Source organism: Parasphingorhabdus cellanae, from assembly GCF_017498565.1.
In the GTDB taxonomy this organism is placed as follows: Bacteria; Pseudomonadota; Alphaproteobacteria; order Sphingomonadales; family Sphingomonadaceae; genus Parasphingorhabdus; species Parasphingorhabdus cellanae.
This window is the reverse complement of record NZ_CP071794.1, coordinates 25,268-49,181: the sequence shown is the minus strand read 5'-3', so window position 1 is coordinate 49,181 and position 23,914 is coordinate 25,268. Positions and strand designations below refer to the sequence as shown.

General features: G+C 52.0%; 20 protein-coding genes. 3 read left to right on the top strand and 17 right to left on the bottom strand.

Features of this window, described 5'->3' with window-relative positions; all coding sequences use genetic code 11:
• The first annotated feature begins 10 nt into the window (after positions 1 to 10).
• Positions 11 to 1,441, top strand: a complete 1,431-nt coding sequence (gltX, locus tag J4G78_RS00245; RefSeq protein WP_207987902.1) for a glutamate--tRNA ligase — start codon at positions 11 to 13, stop codon at positions 1,439 to 1,441.
• A 59-nt stretch (positions 1,442 to 1,500) separates the two neighbouring features.
• Entirely contained in the window at positions 1,501 to 2,760 is a 1,260-nt protein-coding gene (locus tag J4G78_RS00240; protein ID WP_375140376.1) for a citrate synthase, read from the top strand.
• Positions 2,761 to 2,816: 56 nt separating this feature from the next.
• Here the strand turns inward: J4G78_RS00240 and J4G78_RS00235 are convergent, their stop codons facing one another.
• The 4 genes from J4G78_RS00235 to J4G78_RS00220 all read right to left on the bottom strand — a co-directional run bounded on the left by J4G78_RS00235 (position 2,817) and on the right by J4G78_RS00220 (position 6,944).
• Positions 2,817 to 4,217, bottom strand: coding sequence for a sensor histidine kinase (locus tag J4G78_RS00235; RefSeq protein ID WP_207987900.1), 1,401 nt, complete (start codon positions 4,215 to 4,217; stop codon positions 2,817 to 2,819).
• Positions 4,217 to 5,251: a hypothetical protein gene (locus tag J4G78_RS00230; RefSeq protein ID WP_207987899.1), complete on the bottom strand. Its 1,035-nt coding sequence runs from the start codon at positions 5,249 to 5,251 to the stop codon at positions 4,217 to 4,219. Before J4G78_RS00230 ends, J4G78_RS00235 begins: the two co-directional genes overlap by 1 nt.
• Positions 5,252 to 5,324: 73 nt before the next feature.
• Positions 5,325 to 6,527, bottom strand: coding sequence for a hypothetical protein (locus J4G78_RS00225; protein ID WP_207987898.1), 1,203 nt, complete (start codon positions 6,525 to 6,527; stop codon positions 5,325 to 5,327).
• Positions 6,528 to 6,635: 108 nt separating this feature from the next.
• Positions 6,636 to 6,944, bottom strand: coding sequence for an Hpt domain-containing protein (locus J4G78_RS00220; RefSeq protein ID WP_207987897.1), 309 nt, complete (start codon positions 6,942 to 6,944; stop codon positions 6,636 to 6,638).
• 126 nt (positions 6,945 to 7,070) lie between these two features.
• Between J4G78_RS00220 and J4G78_RS00215 the strand changes: the two genes are divergently transcribed.
• Positions 7,071 to 9,359 (top strand): coiled-coil domain-containing protein, encoded by a 2,289-nt coding sequence (locus tag J4G78_RS00215; RefSeq protein ID WP_207987896.1) that lies wholly within the window; start codon positions 7,071 to 7,073, stop codon positions 9,357 to 9,359.
• 13 nt (positions 9,360 to 9,372) lie between these two features.
• Here J4G78_RS00215 and J4G78_RS00210 read toward each other — a convergent pair whose 3' ends face one another.
• From J4G78_RS00210 to nuoF, 13 genes are all read right to left on the bottom strand, one after another.
• Positions 9,373 to 9,654, bottom strand: coding sequence for a DUF1467 family protein (locus J4G78_RS00210; protein WP_207987895.1), 282 nt, complete (start codon positions 9,652 to 9,654; stop codon positions 9,373 to 9,375).
• A gap of 4 nt (positions 9,655 to 9,658) precedes the next feature.
• Positions 9,659 to 11,296 carry a ribonuclease J gene (locus J4G78_RS00205; protein ID WP_207990282.1) on the bottom strand — a complete coding sequence of 546 codons (1,638 nt, stop codon included), beginning with the start codon at positions 11,294 to 11,296 and terminating at the stop codon, positions 9,659 to 9,661.
• Positions 11,297 to 11,298: 2 nt separating this feature from the next.
• Positions 11,299 to 12,078: a type III pantothenate kinase gene (locus tag J4G78_RS00200; protein ID WP_207987894.1), complete on the bottom strand. Its 780-nt coding sequence runs from the start codon at positions 12,076 to 12,078 to the stop codon at positions 11,299 to 11,301.
• 15 nt (positions 12,079 to 12,093) lie between these two features.
• Positions 12,094 to 12,759, bottom strand: a complete 666-nt coding sequence (locus tag J4G78_RS00195; protein WP_243457163.1) for a biotin--[acetyl-CoA-carboxylase] ligase — start codon at positions 12,757 to 12,759, stop codon at positions 12,094 to 12,096.
• A gap of 47 nt (positions 12,760 to 12,806) precedes the next feature.
• Positions 12,807 to 14,261: an NADH-quinone oxidoreductase subunit NuoN gene (nuoN, locus tag J4G78_RS00190; protein ID WP_207987893.1), complete on the bottom strand. Its 1,455-nt coding sequence runs from the start codon at positions 14,259 to 14,261 to the stop codon at positions 12,807 to 12,809.
• Entirely contained in the window at positions 14,261 to 15,811 is a 1,551-nt protein-coding gene (locus J4G78_RS00185) for an NADH-quinone oxidoreductase subunit M (protein WP_207987892.1), read from the bottom strand. The genes nuoN and J4G78_RS00185 overlap by 1 nt, the downstream gene beginning before the upstream one ends.
• On the bottom strand, positions 15,811 to 17,817 hold the full coding sequence (gene nuoL, locus J4G78_RS00180; RefSeq protein ID WP_207987891.1) for an NADH-quinone oxidoreductase subunit L: 2,007 nt from the start codon (positions 17,815 to 17,817) through the stop codon (positions 15,811 to 15,813). Before nuoL ends, J4G78_RS00185 begins: the two co-directional genes overlap by 1 nt.
• Before the next feature lie 109 nt (positions 17,818 to 17,926).
• The gene (gene nuoK, locus J4G78_RS00175; protein ID WP_108809875.1) at positions 17,927 to 18,232 is read right to left on the bottom strand and encodes an NADH-quinone oxidoreductase subunit NuoK; all 306 of its coding nucleotides are present in this window, start codon (positions 18,230 to 18,232) and stop codon (positions 17,927 to 17,929) included.
• Positions 18,229 to 18,840: an NADH-quinone oxidoreductase subunit J gene (locus J4G78_RS00170; RefSeq protein WP_207987890.1), complete on the bottom strand. Its 612-nt coding sequence runs from the start codon at positions 18,838 to 18,840 to the stop codon at positions 18,229 to 18,231. The genes nuoK and J4G78_RS00170 overlap by 4 nt, the downstream gene beginning before the upstream one ends.
• 42 nt (positions 18,841 to 18,882) lie before the next feature.
• The gene (gene nuoI, locus J4G78_RS00165) at positions 18,883 to 19,368 is read right to left on the bottom strand and encodes an NADH-quinone oxidoreductase subunit NuoI (RefSeq protein ID WP_207987889.1); all 486 of its coding nucleotides are present in this window, start codon (positions 19,366 to 19,368) and stop codon (positions 18,883 to 18,885) included.
• Entirely contained in the window at positions 19,365 to 20,417 is a 1,053-nt protein-coding gene (nuoH, locus tag J4G78_RS00160) for an NADH-quinone oxidoreductase subunit NuoH (RefSeq protein WP_207987888.1), read from the bottom strand. The genes nuoI and nuoH overlap by 4 nt, the downstream gene beginning before the upstream one ends.
• Positions 20,414 to 22,426: an NADH-quinone oxidoreductase subunit NuoG gene (nuoG, locus tag J4G78_RS00155; RefSeq protein ID WP_207987887.1), complete on the bottom strand. Its 2,013-nt coding sequence runs from the start codon at positions 22,424 to 22,426 to the stop codon at positions 20,414 to 20,416. Before nuoG ends, nuoH begins: the two co-directional genes overlap by 4 nt.
• Positions 22,427 to 22,552: 126 nt before the next feature.
• Positions 22,553 to 23,863, bottom strand: coding sequence for an NADH-quinone oxidoreductase subunit NuoF (gene nuoF / locus J4G78_RS00150; protein ID WP_207987886.1), 1,311 nt, complete (start codon positions 23,861 to 23,863; stop codon positions 22,553 to 22,555).
• Positions 23,864 to 23,914: the final 51 nt, after the last annotated feature.

Here is a 23,914-nt window from a genome sequence, read left to right as displayed (position 1 = left end):
CTAACACAGGATGAAATCAAGCGTGACTCTTAAAGAAACCGACACAGTCGTTACACGTTTTGCCCCCTCTCCGACGGGCTTTTTGCATATTGGTGGTGCGCGCACCGCGATGTTCAACTGGCTATTTGCAAGACATCATGGCGGGAAAGCGCTGCTGCGGATCGAAGATACCGACAAGGCCCGTTCAACCCAGGAAGCGATTGATGCCATTTCAGAAGGGCTGGAATGGTTGGGGCTGGATTGGGACGACGAAACCGTCTTTCAATCCGAACGCGCGACGCGTCATGCGGAAGTTGCGCATGAGCTGCTTGCATCCGGCAATGCCTATAAATGTTTTGCTACACCGGAAGAACTGACCGCCATGCGCGAGCAGCAGAAAGCCGAGAAAAAGCCGATGCGTTATGACGGTCGCTGGCGTGATCGTGATCCGTCTGAAGCGCCAGAGGGCGCGCCTTATGTTGTCCGTCTTAAAACCGAAACCGGTGGCAAATTGGCAATCGAAGATGCCGTTCAAGGAGAGGTGTCTGTTCAAAATAGTGAGATTGATGACTTTATCCTGCTGCGTTCAGACGGAACACCTACTTATATGCTAGCGGTTGTGGTCGACGATCATGATATGGGCGTGACCCATCTGATCCGCGGGGATGATCATCTCAACAACGCGTTCCGACAGCTTGCTATGATCCGCGCTATGGGTTGGAGAGAACCGACCTATGCGCATATCCCCCTAATCCACGGTAATGACGGCGCCAAACTTTCCAAACGGCATGGCGCATTGGGCGTCGAGGCTTATCGCGATATCGGCATCATGGCCGACGCCATGTTCAATTACTTGCTCCGTTTGGGTTGGGGCCATGGTGATGACGAAATTATTTCGCGCGCTCAGGCGATAGAGTGGTTTGGGCTTTCCGGCGTTGGAAAATCGCCGTCGCGCTTTGATGCCAAAAAACTTCAAAATTTGAACGGACAATATATTCGAGAAGCCGATGATAGCGCTCTTGTTACCCTGACCACGCCATGGATTGAGGAAGAGCTTGGTTCTAAATTATCACCTGCTGACTCCAATTTATTGGCTCAAGCCATGCCGGTTTTAAAAAGCCGCGCAAAGAATCTTATCGAATTGGCTAATAATAGCCTTTTTCTCTATAAAAAACGACCACTTGACCTCGACGAGAAGGCACAATCTCTGCTAGATGCTGACGCACGGCAGCTGCTTGAATCGATTCACTCGACCTTGGCCGACCTTGAAGATTGGACGATCGAGGCAACAGAGGACAGAGTAAAAGCCATAGCAGAGGCCGCCGAATTGGGGTTAGGGAAGCTCGCACAACCTATGCGGGCCGCTCTGACGGGAAGTACCAGTTCACCCGGAATTTTTGACGTGCTGATACTCTTGGGCAAGGAAGAGTCATTGGATCGTCTTGCAGATCAGATAAAGTAACCTGAAGTTTCAGGGTCAGAAAGGACAATATTGTGGGCAACAATAGCGCAGGATTTAATATCAACGGCGAAAATCACGAATTCGCGATGATGAAGGGAACCGAAGGACCGGATGTTGTTGATATCCGGAAGCTCTATGCACAAACCGGCGCGTTCACTTATGATCCTGGCTTCACCTCTACCGCGAGCTGTGAATCTGAGTTGACTTTTATTGATGGCGGCGAAGGCATATTGCTGCACCGCGGCTATCCAATCGAACAGCTTGCCGAGCACAGTAGCTTTATGGAAGTGGCGCATTTGCTGCTGCGCGGAGAACTGCCAACTTCCGACGAATATACCGATTTTACTAGCACGATTACTCGCCATACTATGTTGCATGATCAATTGCGCGGTTTTTATCAGGGCTTTCGCCGTGACGCGCATCCCATGGCGATCATGTGCGGTGTTGTTGGCGCGCTCTCCGCTTTCTATCATGATAGCACAGATATTAATGATCCACAGCAGCGCATGATTGCCAGCCACCGGTTGATCGCAAAAATGCCGACCATTGCGGCGATGGCTTATAAATATGCAGTTGGTCAGCCGTTTCTCTACCCGGATAACAGCCTGAGCTATACCGGTAATTTCTTGCGAATGACCTTTGGCGTTCCCGCAGAACCCTATGAGGTGAATCCCGTCATTGAAAAAGCGATGGATCGGATTTTCATCCTCCATGCCGATCACGAGCAGAACGCATCCACTTCAACGGTTCGGCTTGCTGGTTCTTCCGGCGCCAATCCGTTCGCCTGCATCGCCGCTGGCATTGCCTGCCTCTGGGGCCCTGCCCATGGCGGCGCTAACGAAGCGGCATTGAATATGCTCCATGAAATTGGACATCCAGACCGTATTCCGGAATATATCGCCCGCGCCAAGGACAAGGACGATCCATTCCGTCTTATGGGATTTGGCCACCGGGTGTACAAAAACTACGACCCGCGCGCGACGGTTATGCAGAAAACCGTTCGGGAAGTATTCGACGCACTGAAAGTTTCTGATCCAGTCTTCGATGTTGCGCTGCAGCTTGAAGAAATGGCGCTGAATGATCCGTATTTTAAAGAGAAGAAACTGTTCCCGAATGTCGATTTCTATTCGGGCATCATCCTTTCAGCAATTGGTTTCCCAACATCCATGTTCACCGCCCTGTTTGCGCTGGCACGGACCGTAGGCTGGGTTGCGCAGTGGAACGAGATGATTTCTGATCCCGGTCAGCGCATCGGACGTCCGCGTCAGCTTTATACGGGACCGACCCACCGCGACTATGTTGAGATCAGCAAGCGCTAACCTCCGTAGCAAATGTTTTGAAAAAGGGAGCTTTATCGCTCCCTTTTTTATTGTGATTAGACTTCGCGGGTTGGAAGGCTCAGCTTAAATGTGGACCCTTTGCCAACCGCGCTCCTTACGGTCAGGCGGCCATTCATGGCGTTGGCCAGACGGCGGGAAATGAATAGCCCCAGGCCGCTGCCACCGTCGCCAGATCGCCCTAACCTTTCAAATTTCTCAAAGATCAGTTCATGGTTTTCTTCGGCAATGCCGTCCCCCTGATCACGGACCGTTACCGACGAAACATCGCCTTCATCAGCGACCTGCAATTTTATCACCGAACCATCGGGTGAATAGCGGATGGCATTGCCAATGAGATTCACCAAAATTTGCAGAACACGCCGAAATTCTCCCTTTACCGGCATTGCAAGGTCTTTATCGGGAAGATCAATTCGGATTTGGTGATCGGCCGCTTTGACTGCAAGCAAACCTGCAGCTCGATGAGCCAAATCAACCAGATCGATATCGTCAACAGCGACCGAGAAACTGGTGCGCTGAATAGCTTCCAGATCCGACAGATCATTGACCAGATCCATCAAATGACGGCCCGCAGACGCGATATCTTTGGCATAGTCGGAATAGTCACCGCGCAATGGGCCTTCCAATCGACTACCGATTGTCTCGGCATTAGCGATTATCTTCCCCAATGGCTGGCGCAAAGCGGGACCAAGCTGGGCGCCAAATAGGGAGTCGCTAATCAGATCGCCTTGGCCAATGCTTTTTCGCGCAACATCAGTATCTTCCTCTGCTAGCCTGTCCTGATCCAGTTCCAGCGAAAAACGATAGCCGGAAAAAAGGCCTTCATTATCGATGAGCGGCTGTCCGGAAAGAACATAATATGATTTTTTGCCCCGGCGCTGGCGCACATGTTGGCCGCGCACAGGCTGACGCTCCGAGATGGACTCAACCAATACGCTTTGCTTTGACGGCTCGACGAAATCGAGAACGTCCAAAAGAGAATGGCCGATATAATTTTCGACTGCATCCAAATCGCCGGGCAACGACAAGGCCATTATCCGCAGCGAAGCATCGGTCCGAATTGATCCTCGTCCATTCAACCGGTCAAAGTCACGACGCCGCCCGGGTTCCGCATCGTTTGTCGAAGGCGCCGGTGATTCTTTCCAATCAACAATGTTGATTGAAATGACACCCTTTTGTTCATCGCGATGAAGCCGGATTTCCACCCACATGCTGATCAGATTATCCTCGTCAGCGGCCTGCACCGAGCGCGACAGATTCATGTCGAGCTGGCGGCTCAACCGGCAAAGGCTCAAAAGTTGTGGAACGGCGAGCGGACCACCTTCATATCCACCGCAATGCAAATGCAGGCGAAGCAGAGGTGGGTCGGCCGAGATCAGCCGGCCATCAGCATCCAACAGGCCACGCACCGGCTCAGCAAGATTGCCCGGAACCGTCATTACGCGGGCATGCCTGAAAGATGCACGTTTAGTCGCTGCTGCGCGTCCTGATAGAGTGCATTGGTCGACCAACTGGAAACTAGCTCTGTCGCTTTAGCCTCTTCAATTTCACTATAAGAAGCGCGGGTAAGTACGTGCCCGCTGCCGTCCAGAGCGCTGAAAATCGATGACGCGTGATCCGGCGAAAGCTTGATGGCACGCATGGTCAAAACAAGTCGCGCCATATTCGGCTCGGCGGTAAACAATATCAACTGATCAACCGATAATCCCGATCGCCGTGCCAAGCGGGCAAGAAACAGGTCGAGGCCATCATGTATGGGATGCAGATTCTGCTCGCTTGCGTCTGCTTGATCGACAAGTTGTGCTAGGCGCTGTGCCCGGTTCTGGGTTCCAATCCCCTCATCATGCCCGCCAAGTAATTTTTCTGCAGCCTTTCTGAGTTCTGGCCCCTCATCACCGGATAATTTTTGCAGCGCAGCAGTTATCGGCCATGTGAGTTCGAATAATGTCTCTGCCGACAGATTTGAGATATGGGCTTGAAGAGAGCCGGATCCAATATTGTCTCGGCTTTGTGTGACCAGCAAGGCCATTGCAGCATCGGCAATGGATGCATCTTCGTCGTCAAGATAGCGGGTCAAAACAGCTTCGAGATCGGCTTGCGATATTTTCTGTAACAGACGAGCACCCAGTTCGGCTCGCTGAATGGAGGTAAACACATTATCGAGCAGCGTTTTACTATTCAGTAAACCTGCATTTTGAAGCAGCGTATAGCTATGAACTCTGCCGCTATTACCAATTTCGATAATTATATCCTGCTGCATGCTGAAATCTTTGACTGCGATCATGCAGATTTCCGTCTCGATTTCCTGAACCATGGCCCTTAGATATTGACGGCCGTTGGACAACATCCGATCAGACAAAATAACGTTGGATTTGGGGAACAAAGCTGACGCCAGGTCATCAGATATATGCGCGCTGGAAGCGCCTATTTCAGTTGCCTGCTGGACAAGCCCAACGCTTGGATTCCTATCCATTGAAAAATCTCGCTTCACCATAGAGTTACCCCTAGGCTAATGTGGTTAATATCTGGCTAAGTAGCAATATCTGCTATTGAAGAGGATCTGGTCGCGAATCTTCAGCAGACCCGCCGCGTTGCGCAAGTATGAGATAGACGAGACAGAATAGTGTAACCAAATAGAGCCCGGTCGAAAAAACACCAAAGGCAGCTGCCAATAATAATACCAATAGTATCAAACTGGTATCAGGTATTATCGGGTTTAATCGCTTATTTTCCGGCTGCGTGAAAATAATCCACAAATTCCCAAACAGCAAAAGCAATATGGTTATGTCGCCGGACATGGACTCAGGGCTCGCCAAATTCACGACCGCAACTGTCAAGACGGTCGCCGCAAGCAAATGGAAACACAAGCTTAGCAGATCAACTCTGCGGCTGCGTGCGGAAAGAATCGAGATTCGATGATGAAGAGCAAGGGCGATAGATCCAGCGAACAACAAACCAAGTGCTACAGCGGGCCAACCCAATAGTCCCAGTGTTACAGCAACTGTCGCCGCACCAAGGCTGGCGAACCCACTATAGTTTTTTGCACTGGGCGATTTCCAAAGAACCGGAATGAGCTTGCGCATCGAGGGCCAAAGCAGGAACCGGTCAAACACATTCTGTTTGGGCAGCTTTATCGCGCCAAGCTGTCTCTTGGCATAAGCGTCGCTCGCTTCTGAATTCAGCAACTGCGATACAGCATCATCCAGCATATCCGTGTCAGAAACAAGCGCGCGCGCCGATTCTGCCTGCACAGCAGTGCGAAGCAATGCCGATCCGATGTCCCAATCGTCGGGAATATCAGCTATTTCTGCCAAACGCTCGCTTTTCAGAAGTGCGATACCAAGCCATCGGTGAGTTAAGTCGATCCGCTCAAAATTGTCGTAATTGTCGGCGTTAGCAACGACGTAAATCAGCTCTTCGGATTGGTCCTGTATTTTCTGTTCAATAGAATGATCAGGAAAAACCCCATCGCCAAGAAAGATCAAATCGTCACCTTGGGACACATAGTCTTGCAAATCCAGAGCATTGCGGGCGATATCAATTTTGATGTCGTGATTTTTCAGATTGTCCGCATATTGCAGAAGCTCGCTATGCATGGTGGGGCTCAAGAAAATAATCTTTTCCGCACCCATTTGCCGGACGGATTGCACTTGCCGTGACAGGATATTGCTGTCGAATAGAGGCAGCATGGCCGCAGGCTTATTTCCCGCAGGACTCTCGGCCGATAACGAAATTAATCCTAGTCTCAACAAATCATCCTAGATCACAAACCAAACGGTCTCGGCTTCTTATAGGATTTACGGCAATAGCATCAAAGCTATATCTGCCGATAAACTGTCATCAAATATTTGGATCATTTAGTCGCGATGATTTTCAATCGCCGCGATAGCTTGTTCGAGCCTTCTCAACACTGTTGGTTCACCTGGCGCAGCTGTCGCGGCCTCTTCGGCCAATATAAGAACCTGCGTCGCCCCAAAACTGGCCGCCAGACCTTTCAAACGCCAGGCTGCATATTGCCAATTGGCATCACAACGCGCCCTATGCAGCAAATCAACTTGCCGTTTCGCGCTATCCAGAAAGGCTGTGCGTAGCTCGGCGATAAGCGACTGATCGTCACCTACTGCTGCGGCCAATGCCGCGTCGAGCGCTCCGTAATCAAATGACATGAGGCTTTTCTAAGGCGCCATGGTTAACTTATGGTTTCTCCCGACGCGTTTTAATGGTAAATACGACTCATGACAGCAGGATCAAAAATTATCGGAATTAGACGTGACCAAGGCACAGAGCCTCATATGGAACATGTCGAAATTGACGAAACAGAAGGCAGTGAAGCCCTCGAACGCAGCGACGAAGATCGTACGAAGGCAGAGGAAATCAATGCGGAACAACATGTTGAAGAGATAAATAGTGACGAAGAGTGGAGTCATTACAGCGATGACGACGCCGTTCCATCTTCAAAAAGCCAGTTCTTCGCACCTATCTTATTGGGGCTCTCAATAGCATTATGGACTGGCTTTTTTGCGTGGGCCAATCGCGATATATTTACAACAATTCCCACCATGAAGGGTGGAATTGAACTGCTTTCGCAATTCTGTCTGCCCATTGCGACCTTCGCGATCCTCTATTTGCTCTATATGCGCAACAGCACCCGGGAAGCGAAACGCTTCGACGATGTGGCGTCTTCGTTACGTGCAGAATCGGAACAGCTGGAATATCGTCTTAAGACTGTAAACAATGAACTGGCAATGGCACGGGAATTCCTCGCTGGCGAAACCAGAGAATTAGAGACATTGGGCTCCCAGTCTTCCGATAAACTCAACAAAGCAGCTGGAAATATCAAAACGGCGTTGAGCGACGGGTTGTCCAAGATGAAGAAATTGGATGATGTTGGCGGAGCAGCTTTTAAAAATCTTGAGCAACTGCGTGAGCATCTGCCTGTGGTGATAAACACCGCCAAAGACGTAACAAACCAAATCGGAAATTCGGGCCGTTCGGCACAAGCAGAAATTGCCGCTATGGTTACGACGCTCAAACGGGTTGGAGATGTTGGTACAGCGGCGAAGAAAAGTCTGGATGAGCTCACCCAACGCTCCGAAGAATCACTAGATAATCTTGCGACAACCGCAGAAGACATCAAAAAGAAACTCACAACACAATTGGCTGAGGCTGAAACCGGGACCAATCGTATCGCTGGTGTTTTGAAAAACGCATCGGCGGAAGTAATGGAAGCACTGCACGAGACCCGCGCGGAATTAGCGACAGAGACATCGGAGAGCTCTCAAGCCATCAGAGCTGACCTTGCGGCCTTGGAAGAAACAATGGCCTCAGTCGGTAAGGCCGCAGATGATGAAGAGGCTCGCCTGAAAAAATTGGTTGCAGAACTTAATCAGAATATAATTGAAATTTCTGCCAAAGTCGAAACGCTGGACAATGAAAGCGGAGAGAAAACCGCTAAACTTGCTTTTGCGATGACCGCTCTTGAGCAGAATAGTGAAGCGCTCAAAGCTTCTATCGAAGAAGGACATGGCACCGCTGACGGCATGATTGAGCGAATAGAGCGGATGCTGGTCGCGCTGGATAGTAGTGCCCGAGAGCTTGATGAAACGCTGCCAGCAGCCTTTGAGCGGATGAACGAAAAAACCGAAACCAGCTTCGCTTCCTTTGGCCGCATGACGGAAGAAGCTTCGAAAGTCGGCATTGTAGCGGATGAGGTTACCGCAAAGATTGAAAAATCTGATGAAGCCATTGAAGAACAGCGCGCCAAGCTTGCTAAGTTGAGCCACGATGGGAATATCGCGACTGATAATGTTCTCGGGAAAATCGAAGGACTAGCCAAAGAGCTGCAAGACGTTCGGGATCAAAATGAAGCTTTGGCCGAGAGTGCCGGAGAGAAATTGATCAGTGCCCTGCTCCGCGTTAAAGAAACGGCAAGACAGGCATCGGAACACTCGCGGGAGGCACTGGAAAATTCTATATCCAGTTCTGCAGAAGCCTTTGAGAGGGTCAGCGAAGAAGCTCTCAACAAGATTATTGACGAGAAAATTACATCAATTGCACCCAAGCTGGAAAAAGCTGTCTCCAATGCAGTGGCGACAACCGAGTCAACGGCGGGTCACCTGACCAGTCAGCTCAATGCTATTGAAGAAATGACGGTCAAGCTGGAACAACGGATTCTGTTCGCCAAGGAAAAAGCCGAACAGAGCAGCGAAGAGAATTTCACCCGCCGTGTTGCCTCGCTGACCGAGTCGCTTAATTCAACGGCAATTGATGTCACCAAATTGCTGTCCAATGAAGTAACCGACACGGAATGGGCCGCTTATCTGAAAGGCGACCGCGGCATATTTACACGCCGTGCCGTCCGTTTGCTGGATGCTGGAGAAGTTCGCGAGATATTGTCAGAATATGACAATAATTCTGAATTCCGTGAACATGTGAACCGCTATATCCATGATTTCGAGACCATGCTTCGAGGCGTCCTCGCAACGCGAGATGGCAGCGCGGTGAGCGTCACCCTGCTGTCTTCCGACATCGGTAAATTATATGTCGCATTGGCGCAGGCAATCGAACGTCTGCGTAGCTAGTTATAGCCGATAGTTAATCAGCCAGACGTTCGATGCTACCGAAGAAGTCGATATCCTCGACCGTAATCCACTGGTTCGTATAATTGAAATAGAATAGCACAAATGCAAGCGTTGCCAGCAACGTTGTATACAACAGCACGCGGCCCGGTCTGAAATTTACCGGCGCACCGTCGGCTTGTCCCTGGACCATATCAACACCTGTTTCCGCATGGTTGCGTATGCCAAAAGGCAATATTATAAAGGCGGAAATCACCCAAAACAGCACGTAGATGGCAAGAATTGATGTCCAATCCATGAGCTCAGGCCTCTACCACCAACACCGCCACAATCGGTTTCTTTCCCGTCCATTCGGTCGCGCTGCGCCGGACCATCAAACGAACCTCTTCCGAAAACCTGTTGATATCACCAACCGGCTTTTTGAAATTCTTCGCAATCTTGTCGCAAATCTCGTCGAGAAAATCTTCCTCGTCTTCCTCTAGCGGAACACCGGACAGCCGGAGCGAGGGCTGCCCCGATATTTTGCCTTTGGCATCAAGACCTATCGCCACGGAAATCATACCATTATAGGCAATTTTCCTTCGTTCATTGAGCGTTTTGCCGTCAGCTGGAATGATCACATCGCCGTCGACAACAAGCCGCCCCGTCCGCTCCTGACGCAAAATCTTAGGCCCATCTGGTGCCAAGCGAACAACATCGCCATTTTGCTGGAAGACTGTCTGGGGTACGCCTTGCTCCTCCGCAAAACGCGCTTGCTCTTTCATGTGCCGAATTTCACCATGGACTGGCACCAATATCTCTGGACGAATCCATTTGTACATTTCTGCCAATTCCGGACGACCAGGATGACCCGATACATGGATATGCTCTTGTCTGTCGGTGATCATCACAACTCCCTTTGCAGCTAGTTGATTCTGGATGCGACCAATCGCGATCTCATTGCCCGGTATCTGTTTTGAAGAGAACAAGACATGATCACCTTCAGTCAATTTAATTTTGTGGGTATCGCCAGCAATACGTCCCAATGCGGCCCTTGCCTCTCCCTGTCCGCCAGTTGCGATAATCATGATCTCATCGCGCGGAATATTCATCGCATCATCAAAGCTAACAGTCGGCGGAAAGTCTTTCAGATAACCATTTTCGCGCGAATTTTCGATCATGCGATCAAGCGATCGTCCCGCTACACATAACTGTCGCCCGGAATGTTTCGCGACTTCACCCAGCGTTTGAAGCCGCGCCGCATTAGAGGCAAATGTCGTCACCAATACCCTGTTATCAAGGCCTTCGACCACGCGTATCAAGTTGCGATATACATCGCCTTCCGAACCCGATGCCGCATCGTTAAAAACATTGGTGGAATCACAAACCATTGCCAATACACCCTCATCACCGACTGCTGTGAGCTGCTCGGGTGTCGACGGTACGCCCAACATCGGTTCGGCATCCAGCTTCCAGTCGCCAGTATGAAATATCTTGCCATAAGGCGTGTCAATCAACAGCGCATTGCCCTCTGCAATGCTGTGCGCAATTGGCAAATAGCGAAAGCCGAAGGGTCCTAAGTCAAAGCTGCCTTCATTCGGGATGATGTTTAGCTCCACATCATTTTCCAAGCCCGCTTCTTCCAATTTCCGTCTTATGAGTCCGGCTGTAAATGGCGTTGCATAAAGCGGAACATCCAATTCATCAGCAAAATAGGGAATCGCGCCGATATGGTCTTCATGGCCGTGGGTGAGCACGATACCCAACAGATTTTTCGATTGTTTCTCAATAAACTCGAGATCAGGCAAAATCAGGTCAATACCAGGATAGCCTGGATCCGCAAAAGTCATACCGAGGTCGACCATGACCCATTTGCCATCGCAACCATATAGATTGACGTTCATGCCTATCTCCGCTGACCCGCCAAGAGCCAGGAAGAGAAGTTCGTTTTTCGGTTTTATCATTAGGTGTTGGTTGCTCTCTGGTAGAGGATTAACAATCCGCGCAGGGTAAGGTCAGACTCAAGATGATCAAATACGTCCGTATGTTCATCAAATAGCACGGAAAGTCCGCCGGTTGCGATAACTTTGGTGGGCCGGCCTATTTGTACTTTGGTGCGTTTGACGAGTCCCTCAATCATCCCGACATAGCCCCAGAAGATACCAATCAACATTTGGCTTTCGGTCGTGCGTCCAATGACATTGTCATCATCAGGTGCCTCTAGCGCAATACGCGGCAATTGCGCAGTTTTGCCGACCAACGCATCAAGCGACAGATTGATGCCTGGCGCGATGACACCACCTTTATAAGCACCGTCATAGTCTGCGACATCAAAAGTTGTAGCCGTACCGAAATCGATAATTACGATATCCTGCTTGTAGGTTTCATGCGCTGCAATGATGTTCAACACCCGGTCCGCACCAACCGTATCCGGTTGCGCTACATCCAGCGCAACGCCCCATTCCGCGTCTCCGCGACCAGCCACCAAGGGTGTGACACCAAAATATTTCTCGGCTAAGACAGTCAAATTATGCAAGGCACGCGGAACCACAGTGCCGATAATCACGGCATCTACAGCATTTAAACCCAGATCGTTCAATTCCAACAACTGACGCAGCCACACAACATATTCGTCGGCGGTGCGGCGCGGATCGGTCGCGATACGCCAACGGGCCTTGATTTCAGAGCCATCAAAGAGGGCAAATACGACATTGGTATTGCCGGCATCTATAGCGAGTAGCATTTTTGACCTCTTTTTCTATCCGACATCGACATCGCCGGCATGTATCTCGATAAGCGTTCCGTCAGGCTTTCTCAAGCGTAGTGCGCCATCATCAGAAAGGCCTGCATATTCTCCGTCCAGACGCTCTCCATTCACACCGCTGGTCGACAAGCGTGTTCCCAGTGGATGGGCTCGCTGCTGCCATGCGCTTAAAATCGCTTCAAGACCCGATACGCGCCATAAATCCAGCATATCGGCAAAACATTGTGCCAAAGTCTCCAAAAACGCTGCTGCCGTCAGATCTGACTTGCTTCCTTCTTTGTGGAGGCTGGTGACAATACGGCCGTCAATTTCGGGCGCTATTGCCACGTTTACGCCGATGCCGACGATTACCGCATCGCCCGAACGTTCCAACAAGATACCGCAGATTTTCAAGCCGGAAACCAGTATATCATTGGGCCATTTCAACCAGATTTCCTTATGAGAAAGATGCGCACCAATCGCTTTGTGCACTGCGAGAGCGGTGACAAAGGATAAAGTTGAAGGGGCTGGATATTCATGACGACAGCTCACTATTGTGCTGCAATAAAGATTACCTTTTGGACTTTCCCATCTGCGGCCCAATCGCCCGATCCCGCCGCTTTGCTTTTCAGCGCGAAGCCAGAGCCCTTCTTCCGCACCATCTCGGGCACGCGCTTTCATATCCGCATTGGTGGATGCGGTCTCGGCTACCGTTTCTATACGGATGGTCAGAATAAAGCCTGAGCCGCTGTGGCCGTTACCGGTGCCAACAAGGGAATGGCGAGATAGCCGAGCGGCGAGACGGCTATTGCCATTAACGCTATCAAGCTGTTTTCGGTCTTGTGACCGGTCCGAACAATTTCTCCAGCAGGATCATCGAAATAGATGATTTTGACGACCTTGATATAATAAAAAGCACCAATTACCGAGGCGGCAATGCCGATAACGGCCAGCGGCAACATGCCCGCAGCAACGGCTGCATCAAAGACAAGGAACTTGCCCCAGAAACCGAAAAGCGGCGGAATACCAGCCAGCGAGAACATGAACACCGCAAATGCAGCCGCCAGGCCAGGACGGGTTTGTGACAGTCCTGCCAGACTGGACAGAGATTCCAGTGGCTTCCCATCGGCATCCCGCATTTCCATCACGCAGATAAAACTACCAAGCGTCATCGCGAGATAGATAACAAGGTAGAACAGCATCGCGGAAACGCCTTGCTCGGTGCCAGCGGCTAAGCCGATAAGCAGAAAACCAACATTGTTGATCGAACTATAGGCCAGCAGACGCTTTATATTCTGTTGGCCAATAGCCGCAACCGCACCAAGTACTATCGATGCCAAGGCCACAAAGACAATGATCTGCTGCCATGTTGATGTCTGGCTTCCAAAAGCATCGATTATCACCCGAACGGTCAGTGCTATTGCGGCAACCTTGGGTGCGCTGGCGAAAAAGGCCGTAACCGGTGTCGGCGCGCCTTCATAAACATCCGGCGTCCACATATGAAATGGTACGGCGCTGATTTTAAACGCCAGACCAGCCAGGACCAAAACCACGCCGATTAGCGGCCCGGTTGAAAGATCGCCGGTAAGCGTATCGCTAATCACCGAGAAGCTAGTCGATCCTGCGAACCCATATACCAGTGACATGCCAAAGAGCAGCATGCCGCTCGCCAAAGCGCCGAGCACGAAATATTTCAAGCCCGCCTCGGAAGAACGGACATCGTTGCGAATAAAGCTTGCCAAAACATAGGCGGACAGGCTGTTGAGTTCGAGACCGATATACAGCGTCATGAGGTCAACAGCCGACACCATCAGGCCCATACCAATCGTCGCGAACAGGATCAGCACGGGATATTCGGGGCGATAGGCACCGCTATCTTTGAAAAAGCGCGGAGCGACCATCAGCGAGATTATCGCAGCAAAATATATGAGCAGTTTCGCAAAGCTTCCAAACCCGTCCATGCGATAAAGCCCGTAAAACGCGTCCCCACCAAATTCGAAGGAAGGGTTTGTCAGAAATTCCAACGCATAGGCCGACGCACCAAATAGCGCCACCACGGAGAGGATTGTAACCAAACGCGCCGATTTAACGCCGCCAAAAGCCGCAACCAGCAGCAAAATCAGACTGCTGACCGTCAGGATGATCTCAGGCAGCGTAAATATGAGTGAAAGTCTGTAATCCATCAGTGCGACTCCCCGTGACCGGTCTCGGTCTCATGGGCCTTTGTAGCCGCTTTAGCTTCACCCATTTTCAAATGTGCATCTCCCTCTGGCGCGGCACGATCGATCCGGGCAACGAGCGCCCCGACATCTCCGCGTATCGGTGCCATGAAACTTTCCGGATAGACACCCATCCACATGACGGCAGCAGCGATTGGCGCCAGCAATGCCATTTCACGAGCGGATAAATCCGGCATCGCCTTAACGTCTTCATGGACCAGCTCGCCAAAAGCGACCCGGCGATAGAGATAGAGCATATAACCGGCACCGAGAATGATACCGGTCGTCGCCACCAATGTGACCCAGCTGTTCACCTTGTAGAGGCCCACTAGCGAGAGAAATTCGCCGACGAAGCCACTTGTACCGGGAAGGCCAATGGATGCCATTGTGAACAGCATGAACAGGACGGCATATTTCGGCATGTTGATCGAAAGACCGCCATAACGGTCAATTTCTCTGGTGTGCAGACGATCATATATCACGCCAACGCAGAGGAAGAGCGCGCCGGACACCAAGCCGTGGCTGAGCATAACAATGATCGCGCCCTCAATACCCTGTCGGTTAAAAGCGAACAGCCCGAGTGTCACAATCGCCATGTGCGCAACGGACGAATAGGCGATCAGCTTCTTCATATCCTGCTGCACCAACGCAACCAGGGATGTGTAGATTACTGCGACCATCGACAGTCCAAAGATCAACCAGATAAATTGCTCTGACGCTTCCGGGAACATCGGGATGGAGAAACGCAGGAACCCATAACCGCCCATTTTCAACAGCACACCTGCCAGGATTACGGACCCTGCCGTCGGTGCCTGAACGTGCGCATCGGGCAGCCAGGTATGGACCGGCCACATCGGCATTTTAACCGCAAAGCTGGCGAAAAAGGCCAGCCAGAGCCAGGTCTGGGCCTCAGGCGCGAAATCATAGTTGAGCAGCGTTGGAATATCGCTCGTACCCGCGTCCTGCACCATCCACAGCATTGCGATCAACATCACAACCGAGCCGAGCAAAGTGTAGAGGAAGAATTTGTAACTGGCGTAAATCCGGTTAGTGCCGCCCCAGATACCAATGATCAGGTACATCGGGATCAGGCCAGCTTCGAAGAGGATGTAGAACAGGAAGATATCCTGCGCCGCAAACACACCGATCATCAGCACTTCCATGAACAGGAAGGCCGCCATATATTCTCCGACACGTGTCTTCACGCTCTCCCAACTCGCGCCGATACAAATTGGCATCAGGAACACTGTGAGCATGATCAGCATCATCGAAATGCCATCTATACCCAGCGCCCAGGCAAAGTTGCCGAACATCTCTACCCGCTCGACATATTGCCATTGCGGACCACCAATGTCGTAATTAGCCCACAAAACCACACCTAGAGCAAATAACACCAATGTCGTAATCAAGGCGAGCCAGCGTGCGGCCTTTGCGCCAACAAACAAACAAATGATTGCGGCCAGCATCGGTAGGCCCATCATCAGCGACAGGATCGGGAAATCAAGCTGGTTCATCAGTTCGCTCCCCGCACGATAAGCCAGGTCACAGCAGCTGCCAAACCGAGCAGCATGATCAGCGCATAGCTATAAAGATATCCGGTTTGGAATTTCTTCGCGACACCTGCACCGCTCGCCACAACCGCCGCGACACCATTGGGACCGAAGCGATCAATCGTGCCTTCATCGCCGGTTTTCCAGAACAGCCGTCCAAACCAGAAAGCTGGACGTACAAAGATCAGGTCATAAAGCTCGTCAAAATACCATTTGTTGAAGAAGAAATTATACACCGGCTGGAAGGTCGCGGCGAGACGCGCTGGACGATCTTTCCCACGGAAGTACATCAGATATGCTGTGGTAAGACCAATGAGCATGGCCACAGTCGAGGCCAGTTTCACCCACAGCGGTACTTCATGAATTTCATGCATTAAATGACGGTCAAACGCCAAACTGCCAGCCCAGAAACGGAAGCCTTCTGTCGCATCGATAAACTGGTTGTGGAACAGAAAGCCTGCCGCGATCGCGCCAAAACCAAGCACGCCCAGCGGGATCAGCATAGAGAATGGACTTTCATGAGGGTGATAACCGCCGGTTGAGTCTTCGGCCGTTTCCGGTGTTTTGTGAACGCTGTGCTGAATATGCTCGGATTGAATCCAGCGCGGTGTGCCCCAGAAGGTCAAGAACATCAGACGCCAGCTGTAGAAGCTGGTCAACAAAGCCGCCAGCACACCTATGGCAAAAGCGAATTGCCCAGCGCTGGTGCCACTCGCAAAGGCTGCCTCAATGATTGCATCCTTGGAATAAAAACCGGCAAACCCGCCAAGTCCAACAATGCCAACGCCAGTAATCGCCAGCGTCCCTGCCATCATTGCCCAGAAAGTCAGCGGAATTTCTTTCCGCAGGCCGCCGTAATAACGCATGTCCTGCTCATGATGCATGGCGTGAATTACCGAGCCCGCGCCAAGGAACAAAAGGGCTTTGAAGAAAGCGTGGGTGAACAGATGGAACATCGCGGCGCTATAGGCGCCAACACCTGCGGCGAAGAACATATAGCCCAGCTGTGAGCAGGTGGAATAAGCAATCACGCGCTTAATATCAGTCTGCACAAGGCCAATCGTTGCTGCAAAAATTGCGGTAGCGGCGCCAACGACGGTAACGACTGTCAAAGCCACATCACTGGTTTCGAACATTGGTGACAGACGGCAAACCATGAAGACACCTGCTGTAACCATCGTCGCTGCATGGATCAGTGCCGAAACAGGTGTCGGCCCTTCCATCGCGTCCGGTAGCCAGGTGTGTAGACCCAATTGCGCCGACTTGCCCATCGCTCCGATAAACAGCAGCAAACAGAGGATCGTCATCGTATCAAGCCGCATACCGGCAAACGTGATTGTCGAGCCTGCCATGGCTGGTGCCGCTTCCAGAATTTCAGGAATAGACACAGTGCCGAACACAAGAAAAGTTCCGAATATGCCCAGCATGAACCCAAGATCACCGACCCGGTTCACAACAAAGGCTTTGATAGCCGCCGCGCTGGCCGTCGGCTTCTTGAACCAGAAGCCGATGAGCAGATAGGACGCAAGGCCAACCCCTTCCCAACCGAAGAACATCTGAACCAGATTATCGGCTGTCACCAGCATCAACATCGCGAAGGTAAATAGCGACAAATAGGCAAAAAAGCGCGGTTGATCAGGGTCTTCATCCATATAGCCCCAGCTATACAAGTGAACCAGAGCCGAAACCGTGGTCACGACAACCAGCATCACAGCGGTCAGCGCATCAACCCGCAGCGACCATTCAAAGTTGAGATCGCCCGACTGTACCCATGTCAGAACCGGCACCACTTCGGCGGCGCGGGACAACATGATATAGTCGATAAATATCGGCCAGCTCAGAGCGCAGGATGCGAACAACGCGGCGGTCGTAATAAATTTCGCCGGAACATTGCCAATCATACGATTGCCAAAGCCTGCGACTATTGCTGCCAGCAAGGGCAGGAAAACTATGAAATGAATAGAAGTCATTTACTTACACCGCCGCGCTCATGCTGAGCCTGTCGAAGCATTGCCTGACACCGCGAAGAACACCCTTCGACGAGCTCAGGGTGAGCGCCGTTTCGGAATTTCAACATCCCTAACCCTTCATCCGGTTGACATCATCAACGGCGATCGTGCCGCGCTGACGGAAATAGATAACCAATATGGCAAGCCCGATAGCGGCCTCACCCGCAGCAACCGTAAGAACGAACATTGCAAAAATCTGCCCGGTCATATCGCCCAGAAAGGCACTGAAAGCGACCAGGTTCAAATTCACCGAGAGCAGGATCAGCTCAATCGCCATCAGGATGATGATGATATTTTTTCGGTTCAGAAAAATGCCCAGCATGCCCATCACGAACAGGATGGAACTGACCACCAGATAATGCTCTATGCCGATCATAGTTCGACCCCCTTGCCGACTTCAGGCTGCTCGTTGCGTGTTGCGTCTTCTGGACGCCTTGTGACCTGATCACGGATGTTCTGGATCCGGACGCCGCCGCGTTTGCGATTGGTTAGAACAATGGCACCGACCATGGCGACCAGCAGGATCATCCCCGCGGCTTCAAACAGAAAGATATATTTTGTGTACAGTAAAGCGCCCAAGGCTTCGATGTTGGAAGGCCCGCCGGCTGGAGGTCCTACGACCGCATTGGCTTCGCCCATACCGCCAGCGGTCCATGCACCCACTCCAAAAATAATCTCGGCGAGCAAGACCAGAGCCAATAGCAGTCCCAAAGGTAGGTTTTTCATGAAACCGGCCCGTAATTCCGCAAAGTCGATGTCTAGCATCATAACGACGAACAGAAACAAGACCGCCACTGCGCCAACATAAACTATGACCAAGAGGGCAGCGATAAATTCGGCACCAACCAGCAACATCAGGCCCGCCGCGTTAAAAAACGCCAAAATCAGCCATAAAACACTATGCACAGGATTACGCGCAAAAATGCAAAACGCGCCGCTGGCGATGACAATGGATGCGAATAGATAGAAAGCAAATATTTGCATGTTTACGGTTTCCCTGACCCCCCTTTGAGTCGTGTCAGCGCCTTAACGATAGGGCGCGTCGGCGGCAAGGTTGGATGCGATGGCTCGCTCCCATTTGTCACCATTTTCGAGCAGTTTTGCTTTGTCGTAGATTAATTCTTCACGTGTCTCGGTCGAATATTCAAAATTCGGCCCTTCGACAACCGCATCTACCGGACAGGCTTCCTGACAGAAACCGCAGTAAATGCACTTGGTCATATCAATATCATAGCGCGTGGTCCGGCGACTGCCATCTTCGCGTGGTTCCGCTTCGATCGTAATTGCTTGCGCGGGGCATACCGCTTCACACAGCTTACAGGCGATGCAGCGTTCTTCCCCATTGGGATAACGGCGCAGCACATGCTCCCCACGAAACCGCGGTGAAATCGGGTTTTTCTCATAGGGATAGTTGATCGTTTTCTTCCGCTTGAAGAAATATTTCAGCGTCAGGGCATGCGCCAGAACGATTTCATAAAGCGTGAAGGCTTTGATATATTGTGCAATGCTCATAGTGGCCACCCAAATTTATCGATCATGACATATCCGCTGACCAGAAATACCCAGAATATGCTGATCGGCAGAAACACTTTCCAACCCAGTCGCATAAGTTGATCATAACGGTAACGCGGTACTGTGGCCCATGCCCAACTGAAAATGAAGAAGATCAGGAACATCTTCAGGAACAACCAGATGATACCGGGCACAGCATAAAGCGGTTCCCAATCCACCGGTGGCAACCATCCGCCCCAGAAAAGAATGACATTCAGCGCACACATCAGCAGGATGTTGGCATATTCGCCGAGCCAGAACAGCGCGAAGGACATGGAGGAATATTCGGTCTGATAACCCGCGACGAGTTCGCTTTCTGCTTCAGTGAGATCGAAAGGCGCACGCGCCGTTTCCGCCATCGAGCTGATCAGGAACATCACCGCCATTGGAAAGAGCAGCGGATTAACCCCGTAAGCGTTCACAAATCCAAAGATATGGCCTTCCTGCGCCTTGATAATTTCGTTGAGATTGAAAGTACCGGCGAACAATACCACCGAAATCAGTATGAAGCCGATGGAAACCTCATAAGAGATCATCTGAGCCGCCGCGCGCATGGCCGAGAAAAACGGATATTTGGAGTTACTCGCCCAACCGGAAATCACCACGCCATAAACACCTAGCGAACTGATCGCGAGAATGTACAGCACGCCGATATTGATATTTGCGAGGACCATTTCCTCGCTAAACGGAATGACCGCCCACGCCAGCAAAGCCACGGTAAAGGTGATGATCGGCGCCAGCAGGAACAGGCCTTTATTGGCTCCCGACGGGATGATCGTTTCCTGCAGGAACACTTTCAAGCCATCTGCGAAACTTTGCAGCAAGCCGAACGGGCCGACCACGTTGGGGCCGCGGCGCAGCGCCACGGCGGCAATAATCTTGCGATCGACGTAGATGATCATCGCCACAGCCAGCATAAGCGGAAGCGCGATGAGGAGGATCAGAGCCAGTGTCGCAACAAACCAGCCAATCTCAGGGCCCAGAAAAGTGGATTGGAGATATTCGGTCATTCCGCCGCCTCCAGCATATCTTCTCCATGCAGTAATTCAGCCGAACAGCGCTGCATCGTCGCACTCGCGCGGGCGATGCTGTTGGTGAGGTAGAAATCCTTGATCGGGTGGACGCCCTGCCCTGTTGGTTTGTCTGGCAATCCCGTTGGTGGTGCCCAATCGAATGATACCAAACCCTCTTCGGCGAATTCCGGATGGTCCTTGAACATTTTGCTGCGCAGCTCTTCAAAACTGTCAAATGGCAATGTTTTGCCCATCACATCGGACAAGGCCCGCAGGATGCTCCAGTCTTCGCGGGCATCGCCAGGAGCAAATATCGCTTTGTTGGAGCGCTGCACACGTCCTTCCAGATTGACATAAGTACCGTTTTTCTCGGTATAAGCCGCCGCTGGCAAGATCACGTCCGCCGCATGGGCACCGGCATCGCCATGATGGCCGATATAGACTTTGAAGCTCTTATCAAACGGCGCATAATCCATTTCATCGGCACCGAGCGAAAAGAGCAGTTTCGGCTTTTTCGCGGCAATGGCCTTGATCCCGCCATCATAAGCATAGCCGAGCACCAACCCGCCGGTACGCGAAGCGCCGATATGCAGCACGTTGAAGCCATTCCAGTCATCACGGACCAGCTTGTATTTCGTGGCCAGTTTTAAGGCTGCGCCATGCGCGCCGTCTATACTCAATGCGCCGCCGCCCAGGATAAGCGCCGGTTTCTCGGCATTTTTCAGTGCGTCTGCAGCGGCTGTGGGAAGCTTGGCAAGCAAGCCCATATCGTCACCCAGCCATTCCACCGGATAGGTCTGATCCGCCTCTGGTCCAATGCCAAAGACTTTCGCTCCGCCCTTGCGCACCGCCTTGCGGATGCGCGTATTAACGAGCGAGGCTTCCCAGCGTGGATTGGTCGAAACCAATACGATCACGTCGGCATTTTCGATACCCGCTATGGTCGTGTTAAAATTGACCGCCGCCAGATTGGATACGTCATAAGAGAGGCCGGTCTGGCGGCCTTCCAGCATATCAGACCGCATGGATTTCAAAAGCCGCTTGGTCGCGTACATGGTTTCGCAATCAACCAGATCACCGGCGATGGCGGCTACCGAACTGCCTGCTTTGACCGCCGCAATGGCTTCAAATGCTTCGCTCCAGCTCGCGGGCATCAATGTGCCATTTTGCCGGATATAAGGCTTGTCGAGGCGGCGCTTCATCAATCCATCAATGGCGTGACGCGTCTTGTCGGTCGCCCATTCCTCGTTCACATCATCATTGACGCGCGGCAAGGCACGCAGCACTTCGCGGCCGCGGCTGTCGATGCGGATGTTGGTGCCAACGCCGTCCATCACGTCAATGCCCAAAGTCTTGGTCAGTTCCCAAGGACGGGCCTCAAACGCATAAGGCTTGCTGGTCAGCGCGCCAACGGGGCAAAGATCAACAACATTGCCGCTCAGCTCACTATGCACCGCGCCTTCGAGATAAGAGGTGATCTCCATCCCCTCGCCGCGGCCAATGGCGCCGATTTCTTCCACGCCAGCGACTTCTTCAGCAAAGCGAACACAGCGGGTGCAATGAATACAGCGGGTCATGATCGTCTTGACCACCGGCCCCATATATTTCTCGGTCACCGCGCGCTTATTCTCGTCATAGCGAGATCCGCCCTTGCCATAGGCCATGGCCTGATCCTGCAAGTCGCACTCGCCGCCCTGGTCACAAATCGGACAATCCAGCGGATGGTTGATGAGAAGAAATTCCATCACCCCTTCACGCGCTTTCTTGACCATTTCACTATCGGTGCGGATTTCCTGTCCCTCGGCAGCGGGCAGCGCACAGCTCGCCTGCGGCTTCGGCGGTCCCGGCTTCACCTCAACCAAGCACATGCGGCAATTGCCGGCGATGCTCAGACGCTCATGATAACAGAAACGCGGAATTTCCTTGCCGGCAAGCTCAGCCGCCTGCAGCACGGTTGCGCCCTGTGGCACTTCGAGTTCGATGCCGTCTACGGTTACTTTAGGCATCTATCACATCCAAACCTTCGTCATGCTGAACTTGTTTCAGCATCCATTGTGCCTTCGCAGAACCTGTTTCAAGATTAGAAATAGACCCTGAAACAAGTTCAGGGTGACGAAGTGTAAGATAATAGTTCACTCTGCCGCCTCCATCACTTCTGGCTGTGCGCCATTCTCCCGAATGCGCCGCTCCATCTCCGGACGGAAATGACGGATCAAGCCCTGAATCGGCCACGCCGCAGCATCACCAAGCGCACAGATCGTGTGGCCTTCGACCTGCTTGGTCACTTCATGCAGCGTATCGATTTCTTCAATCGTCGCGTCACCGTCGCGCAGGCGTTCCATAACGCGCCACATCCAGCCTGTGCCTTCACGGCACGGTGTACATTGGCCGCAGCTTTCATGTTTGTAGAAATAGCTGAGCCGTGAAATGGCGCGGACGATGTCGGTCGACTTGTCCATCACGATGACCGCTGCCGTACCAAGACCGGAGCCCAAATCCTTGAGCCCGTCAAAATCCATCGGCGCGTCCATGATTTGTTCGGCTGGTACCAAAGGCACCGAAGAGCCGCCAGGAATAACCGCCAGCAGATTGTCCCATCCGCCGGTAATCCCGCCGCAGTGCTTCTCAATCATATCCTTGAACGGAACCGACATGGCTTCTTCAAACACAGCCGGCTTTTCGACATGGCCGGAAACCTGAAATAATTTCGTGCCATGGTTATTTTCGCGGCCAAAGCCAGCAAACCAGCTGGCACCACGGCGTAGGATAGTTGGCACCACCGCGATGGACTCAACATTGTTGACAGTTGTCGGGCAACCATAGAGCCCAGCACCGGCAGGAAATGGCGGCTTCAGGCGCGGCTGACCTTTTTTGCCTTCCAGGCTTTCGATCATCGCGGTTTCTTCGCCGCAGATATAAGCGCCCGCGCCGCGGTGCACGAAGACGTCAAAATCATAGCCGGATTTGGCCGCGTTCTTGCCGATCAGGCCCGCATCATAGGCTTCCTTGACGGCCGCCTCCATGACCTTGGCTTCCATGATATATTCGCCGCGAATATAGATATAGGCGGCCCGCGCCCGCATCGCGAAACCAGCGATTAAAGCGCCTTCGATCAGCTTGTGCGGATCGTTGCGCAGGATTTCGCGGTCTTTACAAGAACCGGGCTCGGACTCATCAGCGTTGATGACCAGAAAGCTTGGCCGCCCATCAGGAGACTCTTTCGGCATGAAGGACCATTTCAAACCAGTTGGAAAACCCGCACCACCACGACCGCGCAGGCCGCTTTCCTTCATCTCGTTAATAATCTTGTCATTACCGCGCATGATGATGTCAGCAGTATTGTCCCAGTCACCACGCTTTTGCGCAGCTTTCAGGTCCCATGACTGAAAGCCATAGACATTGGTAAAGATCCGGTCTTTGTCCTGGAGAAAGTCAAAAGCCATTATTTCTTACTCCTGCGGCCCCAAAGACCACCTGCAACCGCAATGGCAACA

Bases quoted from the DNA above. Each gene is read 5' to 3' on its own strand.
- gltX (WP_207987902.1), top strand. From the start codon at position 11: ATGAAATCAAGCGTGACTCTTAAAGAAACCGACACAGTCGTTACACGT.
- J4G78_RS00235 (WP_207987900.1), bottom strand. From the start codon at position 4,217: ATGACGGTTCCGGGCAATCTTGCTGAGCCGGTGCGTGGCCTGTTGGAT.
- J4G78_RS00230 (WP_207987899.1), bottom strand. From the start codon at position 5,251: ATGGATAGGAATCCAAGCGTTGGGCTTGTCCAGCAGGCAACTGAAATA.
- J4G78_RS00220 (WP_207987897.1), bottom strand. From the start codon at position 6,944: ATGTCATTTGATTACGGAGCGCTCGACGCGGCATTGGCCGCAGCAGTA.
- J4G78_RS00215 (WP_207987896.1), top strand. From the start codon at position 7,071: ATGGAACATGTCGAAATTGACGAAACAGAAGGCAGTGAAGCCCTCGAA.
- J4G78_RS00210 (WP_207987895.1), bottom strand. From the start codon at position 9,654: ATGGATTGGACATCAATTCTTGCCATCTACGTGCTGTTTTGGGTGATT.
- J4G78_RS00200 (WP_207987894.1), bottom strand. From the start codon at position 12,078: ATGCTACTCGCTATAGATGCCGGCAATACCAATGTCGTATTTGCCCTC.
- J4G78_RS00195 (WP_243457163.1), bottom strand. From the start codon at position 12,759: ATGAAAGCGCGTGCCCGAGATGGTGCGGAAGAAGGGCTCTGGCTTCGC.
- nuoN (WP_207987893.1), bottom strand. From the start codon at position 14,261: ATGGATTACAGACTTTCACTCATATTTACGCTGCCTGAGATCATCCTG.
- J4G78_RS00185 (WP_207987892.1), bottom strand. From the start codon at position 15,811: ATGAACCAGCTTGATTTCCCGATCCTGTCGCTGATGATGGGCCTACCG.
- nuoL (WP_207987891.1), bottom strand. From the start codon at position 17,817: ATGACTTCTATTCATTTCATAGTTTTCCTGCCCTTGCTGGCAGCAATA.
- nuoK (WP_108809875.1), bottom strand. From the start codon at position 18,232: ATGATCGGCATAGAGCATTATCTGGTGGTCAGTTCCATCCTGTTCGTG.
- J4G78_RS00170 (WP_207987890.1), bottom strand. From the start codon at position 18,840: ATGCAAATATTTGCTTTCTATCTATTCGCATCCATTGTCATCGCCAGC.
- nuoI (WP_207987889.1), bottom strand. From the start codon at position 19,368: ATGAGCATTGCACAATATATCAAAGCCTTCACGCTTTATGAAATCGTT.
- nuoH (WP_207987888.1), bottom strand. From the start codon at position 20,417: ATGACCGAATATCTCCAATCCACTTTTCTGGGCCCTGAGATTGGCTGG.
- nuoG (WP_207987887.1), bottom strand. From the start codon at position 22,426: ATGCCTAAAGTAACCGTAGACGGCATCGAACTCGAAGTGCCACAGGGC.
- nuoF (WP_207987886.1), bottom strand. From the start codon at position 23,863: ATGGCTTTTGACTTTCTCCAGGACAAAGACCGGATCTTTACCAATGTC.